At 47.3% G+C, this 14,425-nt stretch carries 15 protein-coding genes; 10 read left to right on the forward strand and 5 right to left on the reverse strand.

Annotation, left to right across the window (positions count from 1 at the left end):
* Positions 1–6: 6 nt before the first annotated feature.
* The 7 genes from HPY81_06330 (at position 7) to HPY81_06360 (ending at position 7,846) form a co-directional block, all read left to right on the forward strand.
* The gene (locus tag HPY81_06330; GenBank protein NPV27057.1) at positions 7–1,422 is read left to right on the forward strand and encodes a GGDEF domain-containing protein; all 1,416 of its coding nucleotides are present in this window, start codon (positions 7–9) and stop codon (positions 1,420–1,422) included.
* A gap of 715 nt (positions 1,423–2,137) precedes the next feature.
* The gene (locus HPY81_06335) at positions 2,138–2,854 is read left to right on the forward strand and encodes an HD domain-containing protein (protein NPV27058.1); all 717 of its coding nucleotides are present in this window, start codon (positions 2,138–2,140) and stop codon (positions 2,852–2,854) included.
* Positions 2,855–2,882: 28 nt separating this feature from the next.
* A complete protein-coding gene (locus tag HPY81_06340) occupies positions 2,883–4,124 on the forward strand; it encodes an ATP-binding protein (protein NPV27059.1) in 1,242 nt (413 codons plus the stop codon).
* Between the two features lie 29 nt (positions 4,125–4,153).
* Positions 4,154–4,444 (forward strand): STAS domain-containing protein, encoded by a 291-nt coding sequence (locus HPY81_06345; protein ID NPV27060.1) that lies wholly within the window; start codon positions 4,154–4,156, stop codon positions 4,442–4,444.
* 37 nt (positions 4,445–4,481) lie between these two features.
* Positions 4,482–5,216: a serine/threonine-protein phosphatase gene (locus HPY81_06350; protein NPV27061.1), complete on the forward strand. Its 735-nt coding sequence runs from the start codon at positions 4,482–4,484 to the stop codon at positions 5,214–5,216.
* Positions 5,217–5,328: 112 nt separating this feature from the next.
* A complete protein-coding gene (locus HPY81_06355) occupies positions 5,329–7,161 on the forward strand; it encodes a DUF342 domain-containing protein (GenBank protein NPV27062.1) in 1,833 nt (610 codons plus the stop codon).
* Between the two features lie 319 nt (positions 7,162–7,480).
* Positions 7,481–7,846, forward strand: a complete 366-nt coding sequence (locus tag HPY81_06360; GenBank protein ID NPV27063.1) for a helix-turn-helix transcriptional regulator — start codon at positions 7,481–7,483, stop codon at positions 7,844–7,846.
* A 46-nt stretch (positions 7,847–7,892) separates the two neighbouring features.
* On the opposite strand, the gene HPY81_06365 is transcribed toward HPY81_06360, so the two are convergent.
* The 5 genes from HPY81_06365 to HPY81_06385 form a co-directional block, all read right to left on the reverse strand.
* A complete protein-coding gene (locus HPY81_06365; protein ID NPV27064.1) occupies positions 7,893–8,627 on the reverse strand; it encodes a transposase in 735 nt (244 codons plus the stop codon).
* A gap of 126 nt (positions 8,628–8,753) precedes the next feature.
* On the reverse strand, positions 8,754–9,716 hold the full coding sequence (gene bioB / locus HPY81_06370) for a biotin synthase BioB (GenBank protein NPV27065.1): 963 nt from the start codon (positions 9,714–9,716) through the stop codon (positions 8,754–8,756).
* Positions 9,710–11,089: an adenosylmethionine--8-amino-7-oxononanoate transaminase gene (gene bioA, locus HPY81_06375; GenBank protein ID NPV27066.1), complete on the reverse strand. Its 1,380-nt coding sequence runs from the start codon at positions 11,087–11,089 to the stop codon at positions 9,710–9,712. Before bioA ends, bioB begins: the two co-directional genes overlap by 7 nt.
* A gap of 26 nt (positions 11,090–11,115) precedes the next feature.
* Entirely contained in the window at positions 11,116–11,835 is a 720-nt protein-coding gene (bioD, locus tag HPY81_06380) for a dethiobiotin synthase (protein ID NPV27067.1), read from the reverse strand.
* Complete coding sequence (locus HPY81_06385) at positions 11,832–12,380, reverse strand: biotin transporter BioY (protein ID NPV27068.1); 549 nt, start codon at positions 12,378–12,380, stop codon at positions 11,832–11,834. Before HPY81_06385 ends, bioD begins: the two co-directional genes overlap by 4 nt.
* Positions 12,381–12,480: 100 nt before the next feature.
* Here HPY81_06385 and HPY81_06390 point away from each other — a divergent pair, with 100 nt between their 5' ends.
* From HPY81_06390 to HPY81_06400, 3 genes are all read left to right on the forward strand, one after another.
* Entirely contained in the window at positions 12,481–12,642 is a 162-nt protein-coding gene (locus tag HPY81_06390; GenBank protein ID NPV27069.1) for a hypothetical protein, read from the forward strand.
* Between the two features lie 348 nt (positions 12,643–12,990).
* Positions 12,991–13,551, forward strand: a complete 561-nt coding sequence (locus HPY81_06395) for a hypothetical protein (GenBank protein ID NPV27070.1) — start codon at positions 12,991–12,993, stop codon at positions 13,549–13,551.
* Between the two features lie 4 nt (positions 13,552–13,555).
* Positions 13,556–14,425: an ATP-binding cassette domain-containing protein gene (locus HPY81_06400; GenBank protein ID NPV27071.1), complete on the forward strand. Its 870-nt coding sequence runs from the start codon at positions 13,556–13,558 to the stop codon at positions 14,423–14,425.

Genomic DNA, 14,425 nt, shown 5'->3' on the forward strand with positions numbered 1-14,425 from the left:
TACTAAATGCCAACAAACCTGTTGCTCAGTATATCGGTAAAATACTGGCAGGATTTTCAGGATACGCTGGCCAAGGTCATGGATGCAAATATTTACATCTTTGATGCAAAAGGTGGCTCTTTTTCCCGATTCAGTCGGCCCGTTGAATTATGCCAGGAGTTAAACAAAGAAGGAAAGATCTGTAACGAAAAGTGCATCTGTTTTTACAAGTCCGTTCTTGGTTCATTAGAAGATAAAGGTATGTTTACCTGTCCTTACGGGGTTAGACTTTATATGTACCGGTTGGGCACCTATGCCCAAAATATGGGGTTCCTTGTTATTACTCCTACCAGGATCAGAACCCAAGTGGGAAGCGAGGAAGAAAATACATTTATCACCAAAGCACACAGTATTTACCAGACGATCAATGAGGTTCTTAAGGCTATCCTGGAAAACAATCTGTTAGGATTACGGAGGCTTGAACTGAACAGCATTTACGAAATCAGCCGCCTGTTAGCTTCCACCGTTGAACTGGACAAGGTTCTAGACCTCATAACAAATTCGTTGATCATAATTTACAAGGTCGATCTATGTTTTGTCGGCCTTCGCGAGAATGATAAAATCAGGATAGCACAAGCTAAAGGTGAATACGGCCACCTTTTGATTGGGAAAGAATGGCCAATGGTTCAGCCGTTGATTGAGCAGGTTTTTTCAAAAGTTGAGCCCTCATCTCTGAGTATTGAGAAATTAATGACTCTACCAGGTTTCACCAGTTTAGAGATTGCTCCCGGAAAGGAAATCATGATTTACCCCCTCTGGACTGCTTTGGGTGCTGTCGGGCTACTAGGTATAGTGCTCCCTGTTTTCATGGATGACAACGGTAGCAGGAACCTGCAGATATATGTAAACTTCGCCGCGGTAGCCCTGGCTAACGCGAAGCTTATACTCCGCCTGGAAAGAGAAGCTGAAACTGATTTCATGACAGGTTTCTTTAATAAGCGTTCTCTTCGGAACATACTGGTTGCTGAACTTGAGAAGACAGTCAGGTATGGTATCCCTTTGTCGGTTATTTTTATGGATATTGATGACTTCAAGACTTACAATGATACTTTTGGCCACATGGCCGGCGACATAGTATTGCAGAAAACGGCGGAGATAATAAAAAACTCCATCAGGACTGTGGATATTGCGAGCCGCTACGGAGGTGAGGAGTTTGTAATTATTCTTCCAGGGACAAAAGGAGAAGGTGCTATAGCGGTGGCGGAAAGAATACGGAGATCTATAGAACTTTACCCTTTCCCACACCGCCAAGTTACTGCAAGCTTGGGTATAACCTCAGCGAAAAACAGTGATTCTGTTGATTCTTTGCTTGGAAGGGCAGATCGGTCCTTATATCAGGCGAAGAGACAAGGGAAAAACTGCTTCTATTTGGACCTATCATAATAGAATTTCCTACAATTGCTTGAATACGGACCCAGGTCAAGCGCGTTATAAGGTTTCCCAGATTGAAACGTCAAAGGCGTTATTGACGCGGTTGTTAGAATCGAGGTAAGAGCCAAGGACGATAGGCAACCTGTTTTATGTTTGTTTTACTGTTATAATGCGTACTGACAGTTTGCTGTATGAAGAAATTTGCCTAAAGAAGGACAAAACAAATTTTTGTAGAATAATTTGTTAAATACATGAATCCGTGAACTAATAACACAAAAATGCTCGATAAAAAGAGGAAAATATCATAATATTGAAAAAAACCAAATTATCTCCTTTTTGCGGATATGCTTATGATGGCTAATCACGTCTTTATAAATGTTGAGATAGGAAGGAATGAGTAAGAGATGAAATTGCAGGAATACGCCAATAGAACATATGTTCTGGGGGGGCATTATATGTAAATGATTCCAATATCTGGCAGCATTTTATTTCCCTTATTTACACGAGATGGGTTTTGTCTTGCAAAAAAACCTTTATGGTGTGTCTAACCTTCCGAATTGCCTACGCAAGGTTTTCCTTCCTTTTTTCCCCAGTTGCTGACGGAGTACATCATAATCAAATTTTGTCCACCCGCTTGTTTAGACATATAATCCCGCTAATTTATTCCAGAGAGCTTAAATTCTAATGGAGAAAAAAGAAAAAGTTAAAAGAGGGGCGGTATGTATCAGTGGAGCTAACCGACCTAAGTGATTTATTAAGGCTAATGAAAGAGGCATGGCCAAAACTATACTCCCACAGTGCTGGTGTTGCCAATCTGACCTTAAGAATATGCAATTATCTCCGCCTTAACGAAGTGGAACAGGAAATTTTGATAACAGGAGCTTTCCTCCATGATGTGGGAAAAATGTTTATTAAACGGGAAATTATCGACAAGCCGGGACTGCTCACGGAAGAGGAATGGGCGGAATTAAAGGAACACACTGGGCGGGGTGCTTCCTTGATTGCAGAGAGGGGAGGGGACAGCTCCCTGGTGGAAATAGTTCGCTACCACCACGAGAGGTGGGATGGAAAAGGGTACGAGGGGCTGAGAGAACAACAGATTCCTTGGCGCGCCCGTGTCATTGCCCTGGCCGATGCCCTGAATGCCATGATTTCCTTACGTCCTTACCGTTTGCCTTTAAAAATGGATGAAGCGCTGGAAGAAGTCTATCAGGGTGCTGGTTCCCAGTTTGACCCGCAACTGGTAGCGGCTCTCGCCAAAGAGTCCTTTTGGCAAATCGCCACCTATCGCGATCCGGCCAGGCTGAAAAGACAGATAGACGAGGAAAAACAATGGCTTGCTCAATTGGCGGATTCATATGTCACTTTATCTTATCTATTGGTATACGCCCAGAGCCAATGGCTGGACCATTTGCTGGTAATGTTGCGGCAATTAAAAGGATGAGGGGCTGACAGCCAGAAGGAGGGTAGAAATGCGACGATGTCTTGTATGCGCAAAGAAAGAACCAGAACGTCCATGTGTAGAGTGCAGGTACTTTGTTCAGCAGGGGCCCCTTCGCCGGGTGCCTTCACCGCCTGTCCGAGTAATACTGGAGGATGAGCATGGCAAGCAGTATCCGGCACATATTCTGGTGTTAAACACCACAGAATTTGGATTGGAAACGGAAGCCCCAGTGCCGGGCCGGTATGTAATCAGGCTGCAGGAAAGTTTGTGGGTCGAGGTAGCCGGAGTACCATTCAGGGGGAAAAATAACGTCCGCTTGTTTGATATATTATGTGTCCACCGGAAGCAGGAAACTGCGAGCCGGCTTAACAACGACGAATACCAGTTGCTGGCTGGAAACGCTGGTGAGCTGGTCCAGGAGATTACTAGACACTTGCCAGAGCACCTTCAGGACTTAGTCAGGGAGAAACTGCTGGCCGAAATAGAGAAATCCGAACTAATTAACGCGCTCAGGGTGGGGAAGGTGATGAAATATGAAGGAGGGCGCTTCCGCTTCCTGTCAGGCCAGGTCGACTTGGAACTTCCCATGGAAGAAGCGGAAAAACTGATGCGACAGGTTACCCGTCAAGGCACACATCAGCGCGAGGTGATCATTAGTGCTGACGGTAAAAATATATTTGATCTTCACGGTGTGCCGTTCGACCACAGGAGCGGTGGATTACTGGCCTTTGATGTTACCGAGGTGATTGAAAAGGAGAGAAGGATGCACCAGTTGGAGATGCAGGCTTACCGGGAGGCCATAGCGGCGGTAACCGGGGGTCGGTTATACCTGGTGAATGGTGAAGAGATAGAGAAAGTGGTCTCAGAAGGAACAGAACTGGCCAAGGGTGAGGTTTGGCAGACCCATGACCTGCCGGAAGCGCGCCAGGCAATACGAGATGCTTTGCCTGTTCTCGACAACCGCAGTTGGCATGCGATTGCCTTGTGCTTGTCAGAGGCACTGACCAACACTCTTAAGCATGCGGGGGGCGGTTGCTGGCAAGTCAGACAGTCAGGGGATGCAGTCCGGATTATTGTGCAGGATCGGGGTCCGGGAATCAAAACCAGCGAATTGGCCCAGGCGACGCTGATGCAACATTATTCAACCAAGAATTCCATGGGGTGTGGATTTACCCTGATGCTCTACTATGCGGATTACCTTTACCTTAATACAGGGCCGTCAGGTACTACCCTGGTCCTGGACTTTGGCATTAGGACTGCAGAACGGTAAAAACAGACTAATGAAGGAAGGTGATGTTATTGCTGAAAGTGGATGTTTATGTTGCCCGGGGAGTGTGCCGGGTTGTGCTAAACGGTGAATTGGACATGGAAACGATAGCGCAATTGCAAGAGGTTGTGGGGAAAGTGGGAGAACACACGCTGGAGGTTGACCTGTCAGGCGTTTCTTTTGTTGATTCCACCGGTTTGAAAAGTTTGCTGGACATTAACAACGACTGGCGACAAAAAGGAGGCCAGATGCTGATTTTGCGGCCGCAACCTGATGTGGCGGAGGTGATGCGGTTGGTAGGGCTGGACAGACTCCTGGCATAAAATACCCCTCCAGCCGGAGAAGAGAGGTAGGAGCAGGATGAGAGAAGTGATCACAGGGAATGGGAAAATACTAAGGGCTTACGGGTTAGAAGTTAGTGGTTGTAGTCTGCCTGTCGGACAAGTAGGGGGGGATTTTTTTGAGTTTATCGCCGGCGACGAGAGAACCGTGTTTGTTGCCATTGGCGATGTAATGGGAAAAGGATTCCAGGCAGCCCGGCTGATGAAAACAATCAGCCATATGCTCCGGGAATGTGTTAGAATTCATCCGCATCCTCTGGAGGTGGTACGCCGGTTAAACAAGGTGGGCGGGTATGAACTTCGAAAATCTGGAGCTTTTGCCACCTTATGCCTACTTTCTTACGACGGTATAGCTGGACGCTTCACCTGTGTCAATGCAGGGCACCACCCTCCCCTCCTTCTAACCAACGGTAGGGTGAAAGTGGCCCAATGCTGGGGAGTAGCCTTAGGCCTGTTGGATGATTATCTTGGGTCAGGGGTAGAGGAAACTTTTCTTACCGTTGGAGATGCAGTAGTGTTGTATACTGATGGACTTGTGGAAGCAACTGGCACCGGCGAGCAGAGGTACGGGCAGGAACGATTGAAGGAACTAATTTGTCACCAGTATGGTGATGATGCAGACAGGATAAAACAAAATATTTTATCTGATCTGAAGACATTTACACGCGGTTTTCCTCAAAAGGATGATGTGACATTGGTTGTCATGAAGGTAACGGGGAGGCCAGACACTTGTACAGGCAGGGGCGCGCCCTGAGAATTGTTCACATTCCTGATCTTATTCGAGAGGACCTGGAAGTGATTGGGTTTTTCCATGCACTGGTAATCCTAGAGACAAATCCCAACACTTAGCAGGAGGTGAGTTCCTATTGAAAGAGGAGATTACCCGTGGTTTTCCTGCAGTAACAGCGAGTGGGGCGGAAAATGTTTCCCCAGACAAAGAAACAGTGGATTCATATGCTTTTGTGAAAGGGGGACGCCTTGTTGTCTGGCACCGACCGGAAGGGCCTTACCCGGTGGTGGTACCTTGCTCAGGGGTAAGATTGATTGTGAACGGCCAGGAGTGTACTCAACCCACACCCGTATTTATGCATGATGTGGTGCAACTGGAGACGGTAAATGAACGAAGGGAAGGGGAATGGTCTGTAACTGTTTCTTCCGATGGTCTACAGGCGATATTGCGAACGCGCCCTACGGTAGTAATTCACCGGGAGTTGGCGGATCGCCCTGCTTCTAGGAAATTACAACTGGCGGTAGTAGAGCGGGAAGAACGTCTTCCCCCACTCACATGGGACGAACTCTTACAGAAGTTATCCCAACTGGGGATTAAATATGGCATAGACTGGGAAGCATGCTCTCACGGTGTTACATCCTGCACTGAAGAGGAGGTAGTTATCGCCCGGAGAAACCCTGCAGAACCAGGAAAAGACGGCCGGGTAGAACTGCTTTTTTCTTCTAATTCCAGGGTGCCGGTACTGGCGGAGGAAGACGAAGCGGTGGATTTCCGGGAACGCTTTGTTTTTACTTCGGTGGAGGCGGGAGACCTCCTGGCGGTCAAACACCCACCTGAACCGGGGCGACCCGGCACCAGTGTTAAGGGTGAATTAATTGTGCCTCCGCCTCCACGCGACGTTGTCCTTTCTGCGGGTGAAGGAGCGGTGCTTACCAGGGATGGTGGAAGAACCGTCGCGACCCGGGCTGGACGTCCTGCGGCCTCTCGCTGGCGCGACCTAGTGAGGATTAGTGTATTACCTGAACTGGTGCATACAGGTGATGTGGATCTTGCTTCAGGTAACATTACCTTTAAAGGCGATGTGGTAATTACCGGTAATGTGGAAGAAGGAATGTTAGTGGAAGCGGACGGTAATGTTACGGTGGGAGGGCTGGTCTCAGGGGCCAGGGTGCAAGCCACTGGGTCCGTCTTGATCAGGGGAAATGTCCTGGCATCGGTAGTGGCCGCAGGAGGAACTGCCGCTTTCCTACAAGGAATGCAGCTGCAGGTTCATGCTTTGGCAGTTGGTTTACAAAAGATGGCCATGGCTATCCGGCAGTTACTGGGTCACCCAGCGTTCAAGCAGGGCGATCTTAAAAGCGGTATTGGTCCTCTGGTAAAGCTGCTGCTGGAGGGAAAGTATCGCCATCTTCCTGCTACCGTTAATACCTTCAAGAAGCAGGTTGAAACCATGCCCTCGGGATTAACCGATAAAGGCGTAGAAGAATTTATCCGGGAAGCCGAAAGGGTGCTGATTCGTTCTCCTTTGGCCGTGCGTGATCTCCAAGAGATAGAAACATTGGCCCGGCGAGCAGAGGAATGGGAAAAGATCCTTGCGTCCCTGCCATTTACGGAAAGCGATGTGGTTGTGTCAAGTGTCCTTAATTCCACCGTTATAGCTACCGGCAATGTCCGGGTGGTGGGCAGCGGTTGTTATATTTCCCGGATTCAGGCTGGTAAAAAAGTGACTGTATCCGGGGTATTTCGTGGTGGCGAGATACAGGCTGGCGGGAATGTGTATGTGGGAGAACTGGGGGCCAGAGTTGGGACTACCACCAGGGTGGTGACTGGACCGGAAGCTGTAGTTACCGTGGGATACGCTTTTGAGAACGCTTTGGTAATTGTAGGCGGGCGAGCTTACCTCTTTGATAAGGAGCAAAAAGATGTTCGATTGTGGTTGGATAAAGAAGGAAATCTGAGATTTAATTGATTATTTATCTAAAATCACTGGCATTTTTCGTACTTTTTGGTTATTTGTGGTTCGACGGTCTTTGAGCATGTTATAAAATCTTCGACTGTCTTGCATTTTTCGGTTAATAAAGCTTGTTTTGTTTTGCATAAATGGTTATCTCCTTATTAGTAGTTATAACCATTTACCCAAAATCTTAGATGTCCTCGTCGCGGTTGTTTACTAAATCAGGTTTGCGGTTAATTCCGACACAAGTGAATCGTTGCTCTTTTCTTTATGCATGAATCATAAATATCGCTTGTTTCTGCTCTATAGTTTTAATTTATTGAGGAAGTCTAAAATGAATACATCCTTGGGTAACCGACTCAAATATTACCGTCAGCGATGCAACCTGACCTTATCAAACGTGGAAGAAATCACTGGTCTCCATGTCACTACTATTTCCAGTTATGAACGTGGGACAAGAGAACCCTCCCATCGCACCCTGCGCCTTTTAGCTGATGTCTATAAGGTTAACGTAGCCTTTTTGTTTTTAAACGAAGAAGAACTGAACGAACTGCTATCACTCAACCACCCTGTCCTGCCATACATGGACAGCCTGCGTCCCGATATCCAAGAACTTCTGCCGGTCCTGGCTAAATTAAAACCGCAGTCGGTCAAAATGCTCCGTAAATTCCTTACTTCACTCTTGGCCGCAGAGGAGTGAAAAACAAGCGTTGACCAGCAATTATGTCACTGACCCGCTGTACAGATCAAGGACAAAGACCATAAGTGGCTGGGGTTATTGGGACAGCTGTCGCTGCTGGCATGTTTATCTCCATGCTTGGAGGTAAATAGGTTAAATTTGAGGTTAAAAACTTAAAGGAAAAATTTTGAACGGACTGGGAGTGATCCTGTATGGTGATCCCGGCCTCTTTTATTTTTATTATATATTTTTTCAGTAGTGTTGCATAAAATAATTTGACCTTAAAAGAGTCTAAATCCCCAGACATCACCTGCTTTACGGTGAATCGGTATATTATCATTTCGTCTTTGAGCTTCCGCCGCCCTTTTGAAAACCTTGCTGCCTCGCGCTTGAGCAGTTTTATAAATGCGATAAACGGCAGACAAATACAGTTTTTCAGCAACTGGGTTACATGTAGCAGCGGCCCCCGACTACCAGTTCGCGACGGGAGCAATAAAGCCAGACAGTAGGTGATTAAGGCTATGAATATCTGATTTTCTACCGCCGCCAGGCTTAAGCCATAGAAGTGTTTGATCTTAAGGTGCTGTTTTATCCACTTGAAAAACAGTTCTATCTGCCAGCGGTGGCGATAAATGCAGGAGATTTCGCTTGCCAGCAAATCAAGCATATTGGTAATGATTACTACCAGCTTGCCTTTGCTGTCCTTAATTTTATTAAGCATAGCGCTGATATCCCGGAGGCCTGGCTGTTGCTCAAGCTGAGCGCAAGCTAATAATTCGATGGTAGCATGGTATTGAGCCATTGCAAGACCTCCTTGGTTTGGGTTGTTTGGCTAACATCGTTTTAACCGGCGGCTTTGTTTTGGCATCTTTCGTTTTTACCCAATTATAAGGACTTAACTAACGTATATAATCGGGTACTTATTCTATCATACGTTTAACCCTAAATCGTAAATCATTTGAATGTCTATGGCTATAGTTCTACCTTTTGTGGTCAAATAGTTCCCAACCAGAACGGCATCAATACCAGCCGTTAAAACCAGAGCCTGTAAGTCCCTGAGCGCGTTTTCCCGTCCACCACAAATTCGTAAACTGGTCTGGGGCATGATCAAACGAAAGATGGCGATGGTTTTGAGAATGTCCAAAGGCGACATTACAGGTTGACTTTCTAAAGGCGTGCCTTTGATGGGGTGCAAGATGTTAATAGGCACGGAGTCGACCTGAAGTGCCTTTAAGGTAAAGGCCAGCTCAAGTCGGTCATCCCAAGTTTCGCCGAGGGAGATGATCCCCCCACTGCAGACCTGAAGCCCAACCTGCTGGGCATTTTTGATGGTCGCGATGCGTTCATCGTAGGTGTGAGTGGTGCAGATTTTTCCAAAGTAACTCTGGTTGGTTTCAAGGTTGTGGTGATATCTGGTTACGCCGACTTCTTTTAGCTGTCTGAGTTTATCAAGGCTGATGATACCAAAAGAGGCACACAGGCTCAGGTTAGTATGACGGCGCAGTAGGTCATAAATTTCCAGGGTTTGAGCGAAGTCTCGATCACCTAACCCACGTCCGCTGGTGACCAACGCATACCGTTTCACGCCAGCAGCTTCCATTTCTTTAGCGTGTACTAAAACTTGTTCAGCCGAGAGTAGGGGATAACTCTCGGCACTTGTTTGATAATGGGCGGATTGGGCACAGTATTGGCAATCTTCCGAACAACGTCCTGATTTAGCGTTGATAATAGCACACAGGTCAACCTTCTGGCCATGATAGTAACGTGTCAAATCACCAGCCCAATAGAGCAATTCGAATAACTTTGTCCCTTCAAGGGATGAACACTCTTTAGCCTCCTCATAAGTAATTTCTCCTCCAGCTTTAATCCTGGTTACCAGCTCTCTTAACATTTGCGGCTCACCTCCGTAACGACCCGAATCGAGTCATAGGTGATGTCGACAACTTGCTTGAGTTCATCAAGGCTCATGGCCAGAATGGGCATGAGGACAATGACATTCCCCAGGGGCCGGATGACGAGACCACGTCGGCGGGCTTCCAGAATAACCTGGTGACCGATATTTATTTCAGGCGGATAAGGTGTTTTTGTTGCCTTGTCTTGAACCAGTTCGATCCCAATCATCATTCCCTTTTGGCGGATTTCTCCCACGTGAGGTAATTCGTTAAATCGCTTCAATTCTTGAGCCAGAAAAGCGGCTTTTTCCTGAACTGACGCAAGCAGATTGTTTTCTTCGAATAGTCTGAGGCTGGCTAAGGCCACGGCGCATCCCAGCGGGTTGCCCGTATAGGTATGGCCATGAAAGAAGGTCTTGTTTTCGCTGTGTTTCCCCAGAAAGGCCGAATAAACCTCGTCGGTCGTCAAGGTGGCCGCCAGCGGCAGGTAGCCGCCAGTAAGACCTTTGGCCACACACATCAAATCAGGGGATACTCCTTCTTGTTCAGAAGCGAACATGGTGCCAGTCCGACCAAAGCCGACAGCCACCTCGTCACAGATCAGCAATACATTATACCGGGTGCAGATTTCCCTAAGACGGCGGAGGAATCCCGGCGGTTGGACGATCATCCCTGCAGCTCCCTGAACCAGGGGTTCGATAATTAAGGCGGCGACTTCATGGGCGTGTTCGCTGATCACTTGTTCTGCCACTGCCAGGCATTCCTGCTGACAACCGTCAGTCGCCTGACTAAGCGGACAACGGTAGCAATAAGGAGTGGGAATATGGTAGACATTGAATAGGAGAGGTTTGAAAATGGAGTGAAATAATTCAATGCCACCAACGCTGACTGAGCCAATCGTATCCCCGTGGTAAGCTTCTCCGAGCGAGATGAACTTGGTTTTTGACTTGTATCGACCATTGTCTTTCAATTGCCAGTACTGGTAGGCGATCTTCAGGGCGATTTCAACTGCGGTAGCGCCGGCATCGGAATAGAAAACTTTATTCAGCCCTGGAGGGCTAATTTCTACTAATTTTTTAGCCAGCAAAATGGACGGGACATTGGCCAGGCCAAGCAGGGTAGAATGGGCGATCTGGTCAATCTGTTTTTTGAGGGCTGAATTAAGGACGGGATGGTTGTGTCCATGGACGGTTACCCATAGTGAAGAAATTCCGTCCAGGTAGCGTCTTCCCATAACATCAATGAGATAACTACCTTCTCCTCGCTCAATAATGAGTGGTTCTTCCTGTCGATACTCTTGCATCTGGGTAAAGGGATGCCAGACAAACTCCTTGTCCCATTCAGCCAAGTGCTCAATTGAATATGTAGTCATCTGCTTCATATCCTCCTTGATTCTTCTTACGGCTCAAGTAATTCATGCCAGTTTAGGTGGGCGTTTATTATTTCCACAAGGTTCACCGGATTGTTTTTTTCCACGCTTAGACCATCAACCTGAGGGAGTAATCCAAGAATGGGGGCACCGGTCATTTGCGTGATCATGGCCACGTTATTTTGTTCCATCAGGTCAAGACCGGTCGGGTTACAGCCGTTGATGATGATCCCTTTAACAGTTAGACCAAGGTGTTGGGCCCATTTTACGGTAAGGACGGTATGGTTAATGGTGCCTAAACCCGGTCGGGCGACAATAATTAGTGGCAGTCCCAGGTCCTTTGCCAAATCGGCCATGGTAAACTCCGGCCCAGTCAAGGGGACGCACAATCCACCGGCTCCTTCAACCAGGACGAGCTGGTATTGCTTAGTCAGCCGAGTGAAGGCTTGCCGGATCACCGATAACTGGATCTGTTGGCCGGTTAGAGCCGCAGCTAGATGTGGCGAAACGGCGGGTTGAAAACAGTAACAATTGATGTCGCTTTGCGGCAGGTCTAGATTACCTGTTTTTAGATAGAACTGGGCGTCCTCGGCAATTAATTGACCGTCTACCAAGACTCCTCCAGTGGCTACGGGTTTCATGGCGATCGCTTCAATTCCACGCTGTCGCCATCCAGCCATTAGTCCGGCGGTAACAACCGTTTTGCCTACGCCGGTGTCGGTACCGGTAATGAAGTAGCCTTTAGTCAATTGACGATCATCTCCCTTTTCCTGAGATTAGGTAATGCTCTACCGAGCTTGACACTGACAGCAGCTCCGATGATTGACAGAATAATATCGCCGGGTGAACAAATCACAGCCCCAAACCAAACAGCCTGACTGAAGGGTAAGGTTTTATGTAATACCCAGTTGACAATGAGAAACAGGTAAATTACCCCGAATGTATATGTTACTGCCAAACCAGCAAGGTTAGCTAATAAGCAGCGATAAAACTTAATTTCCGTCTGTGTTTCAGTTAAACGGCCGACAACATAGGCGGTAACTGCAAACCCAATAAGATAACCGAAAGTAGGTTGAAGGATGTATGATGGCCCTCCACCCATAGTAAAAACTGGTATCCCAATTAAACCTACTGTCAAGTAAACTAATTGGCTGAGTAAGCCTAGTCGACTACCCAGCAGAGCACCGGCCAGCAGAACAAAGAAAAACTGTAACGTAAACGGTACGTAAGGGATGGGGATCTTGACAAAAGCCCCAACAGCGGTTAAGGCGGCAAACATAGCGGCCAAAACCATGTCTCTGTGTTTTAAACGCAAAAAACCACCTCCTAGATGTATTGTTAACCATTTATAGATTATAGGTTAACAATGTCATCATAACAAACCATTTGATGGTATGTCAACCATTAATAAAATAATAGGCGCTTTGATTATCGGCCTTGGATCAATTTCGATAGTGCGGCGTCATATCCGTGGAGTAAACCAGCAGGGTAAAACAATCAACATCGGGGTAATAGCTGAGATAGACGACGTAGAAGCCTTTTTAGCGGTGCAGTAGATTTTCTACGGGATCACTGGGCCCGAATGTGCAAAGAGATATAACAGGATGGTATAAAGTTGGCGGGTTTTTGCAAGCCAAGCAAAAAAAGAGGGGTTCGAATACCCTGGGGGAATTATTCGTTCTAAAAATTTCACCAAGAGGTATTGACGGACAATTTCAGTTCTTTGTAAAATGAAAGTAATTAGTGTTATGAGCTGAGCTGAGAAGAGAATAGTTGAGATGAGATGAGAAGAGGCCTACTATAAATGAACAAGCTAGTTTATAGTCAGGACTTTTCCTGGCTATTTCATTTTTCATCTCAACCTTCTCGGCTCACCACAATAATCCGAAGGAGGTTGATTTTTTATGCAGACAGTAACAAAAAAAGGTATGGCGCGAAGAGACGGCTTGAAAACCGCGGATCTCGTTTTGGTGGGGATGCTTCTGGCCGCAGGGGCCGTATTAAGACTTTTTACCCCTTCCGTGGCGGGAATTACCCCCAACTTCGTCATCGTCATGTACTGTCTGGCCATTTGTCTTTTAAAGCCAAGAGTATCCGAAGTCCTGGGGATCAGCTTAATTGCGGCGGCAATCTGTCAGCTAACCAGTAAATCCGCCATTCCCTACATCAATTTTATCAGCGAACCTATTGGCGCGTTGGTGGCCTTGGCCCTGGTCAAAGCCCCTTTTAAATTGTCATTCAAAAACTATTCCTTTAAGCCAGCCGTCGTGACTTTGCTTGGGACACTGGCCAGCGGACTGACCTATATCACCACCATGAAATCTATTCTCCTATTTAGGGGCGCGGCTGGCGGTAAAGCATTTACTGCCCTGCTTCTCGTTGTGTTGACAACAGCGCTGGCTAACACAGTTATCGCCCAACTAATCTATTATCCCCTTAAAACCGCCGTGGCTAAAAAGGAGTAATCATATGATTCAGGTCAGGAATCTTACCTTTAGCTACAGCAATGCTACTGCCCCGGCGCTTAAGAATATAAACCTGAATATCTCCCCAGGAGAATTCGTGGGCGTAGTCGGCCCCACGGGAGCCGGCAAGTCCACCTTCACGATGTGTTTAAACGGGGTGATCCCTCACTTCCAGCCGGGTGATTTTGCCGGGACGGTGATCTGCGACGGAAAGAATACAGCTGAGCACAGTTGTGCCGCTCTGGCCTGTTCCATCGGCAGTGTGTTTCAAGACCCGGAAGCCCAGCTTGTTTTAGCTATCGTCGAGGATGAAATAGCCTTCGGGTTAGAAAACCTCAACACACCGCGTAACGAAATTCATTCCCGGATTACCGAAAGCCTGGAGCTCGTCGGGATATCCCAGCTAAGACATTCCCCCACGACGCAACTTTCTGGCGGACAAAAACAACGGGTCGCTATCGCGGCCGCGGTCGCTCTTCGCCCCAAAATTCTGGTTTTGGATGAACCCACCTCAGAATTAGACCCACAGGGGGCACTTGATGTTTTCAACACCTTAAAAAAACTCAACCGGGAATACAACATCACCATCGTCATTGTCGAACAAAAGGTCCAGCTATTGTCCCAGTATTGTTCGCGGTTAATAGTTATGGATCAAGGCAGAATAATCCTCGACGGTCCAACCCGGATGGTTCTTGCTCAACAGGACCTTTTACAAAATCTAGGAATTAACTGTCCTCCTGTTACCCAACTGGCTTACCGGTTAAAAAAAGCCGGGATGTACGGTGGGGATTTGCCCGTAAATGTTGAAGAGGCCTATCTCATTGTCTGCCAGGTACTGTCAAGACAAAGCAGCCGAAAACTTGGAGTGATGTAA

It is taken from the genome of Bacillota bacterium (assembly GCA_013178045.1).
Lineage (GTDB): Bacteria > Bacillota > Ch66 > Ch66 > Ch66 > Ch66.

Bases quoted from the DNA above. Each gene is read 5' to 3' on its own strand.
- HPY81_06365 (NPV27064.1), bottom strand. From the start codon at position 8,627: ATGGCTCAATACCATGCTACCATCGAATTATTAGCTTGCGCTCAGCTT.
- HPY81_06400 (NPV27071.1), top strand. From the start codon at position 13,556: ATGATTCAGGTCAGGAATCTTACCTTTAGCTACAGCAATGCTACTGCC.
- bioB (NPV27065.1), bottom strand. From the start codon at position 9,716: ATGTTAAGAGAGCTGGTAACCAGGATTAAAGCTGGAGGAGAAATTACT.
- HPY81_06350 (NPV27061.1), top strand. From the start codon at position 4,482: ATGAGAGAAGTGATCACAGGGAATGGGAAAATACTAAGGGCTTACGGG.
- HPY81_06340 (NPV27059.1), top strand. From the start codon at position 2,883: ATGCGACGATGTCTTGTATGCGCAAAGAAAGAACCAGAACGTCCATGT.
- HPY81_06395 (NPV27070.1), top strand. From the start codon at position 12,991: ATGCAGACAGTAACAAAAAAAGGTATGGCGCGAAGAGACGGCTTGAAA.
- bioA (NPV27066.1), bottom strand. From the start codon at position 11,089: ATGACTACATATTCAATTGAGCACTTGGCTGAATGGGACAAGGAGTTT.
- HPY81_06390 (NPV27069.1), top strand. From the start codon at position 12,481: ATGTCAACCATTAATAAAATAATAGGCGCTTTGATTATCGGCCTTGGA.
- HPY81_06360 (NPV27063.1), top strand. From the start codon at position 7,481: ATGAATACATCCTTGGGTAACCGACTCAAATATTACCGTCAGCGATGC.
- HPY81_06330 (NPV27057.1), top strand. From the start codon at position 7: ATGCCAACAAACCTGTTGCTCAGTATATCGGTAAAATACTGGCAGGAT.
- HPY81_06385 (NPV27068.1), bottom strand. From the start codon at position 12,380: ATGGTTTTGGCCGCTATGTTTGCCGCCTTAACCGCTGTTGGGGCTTTT.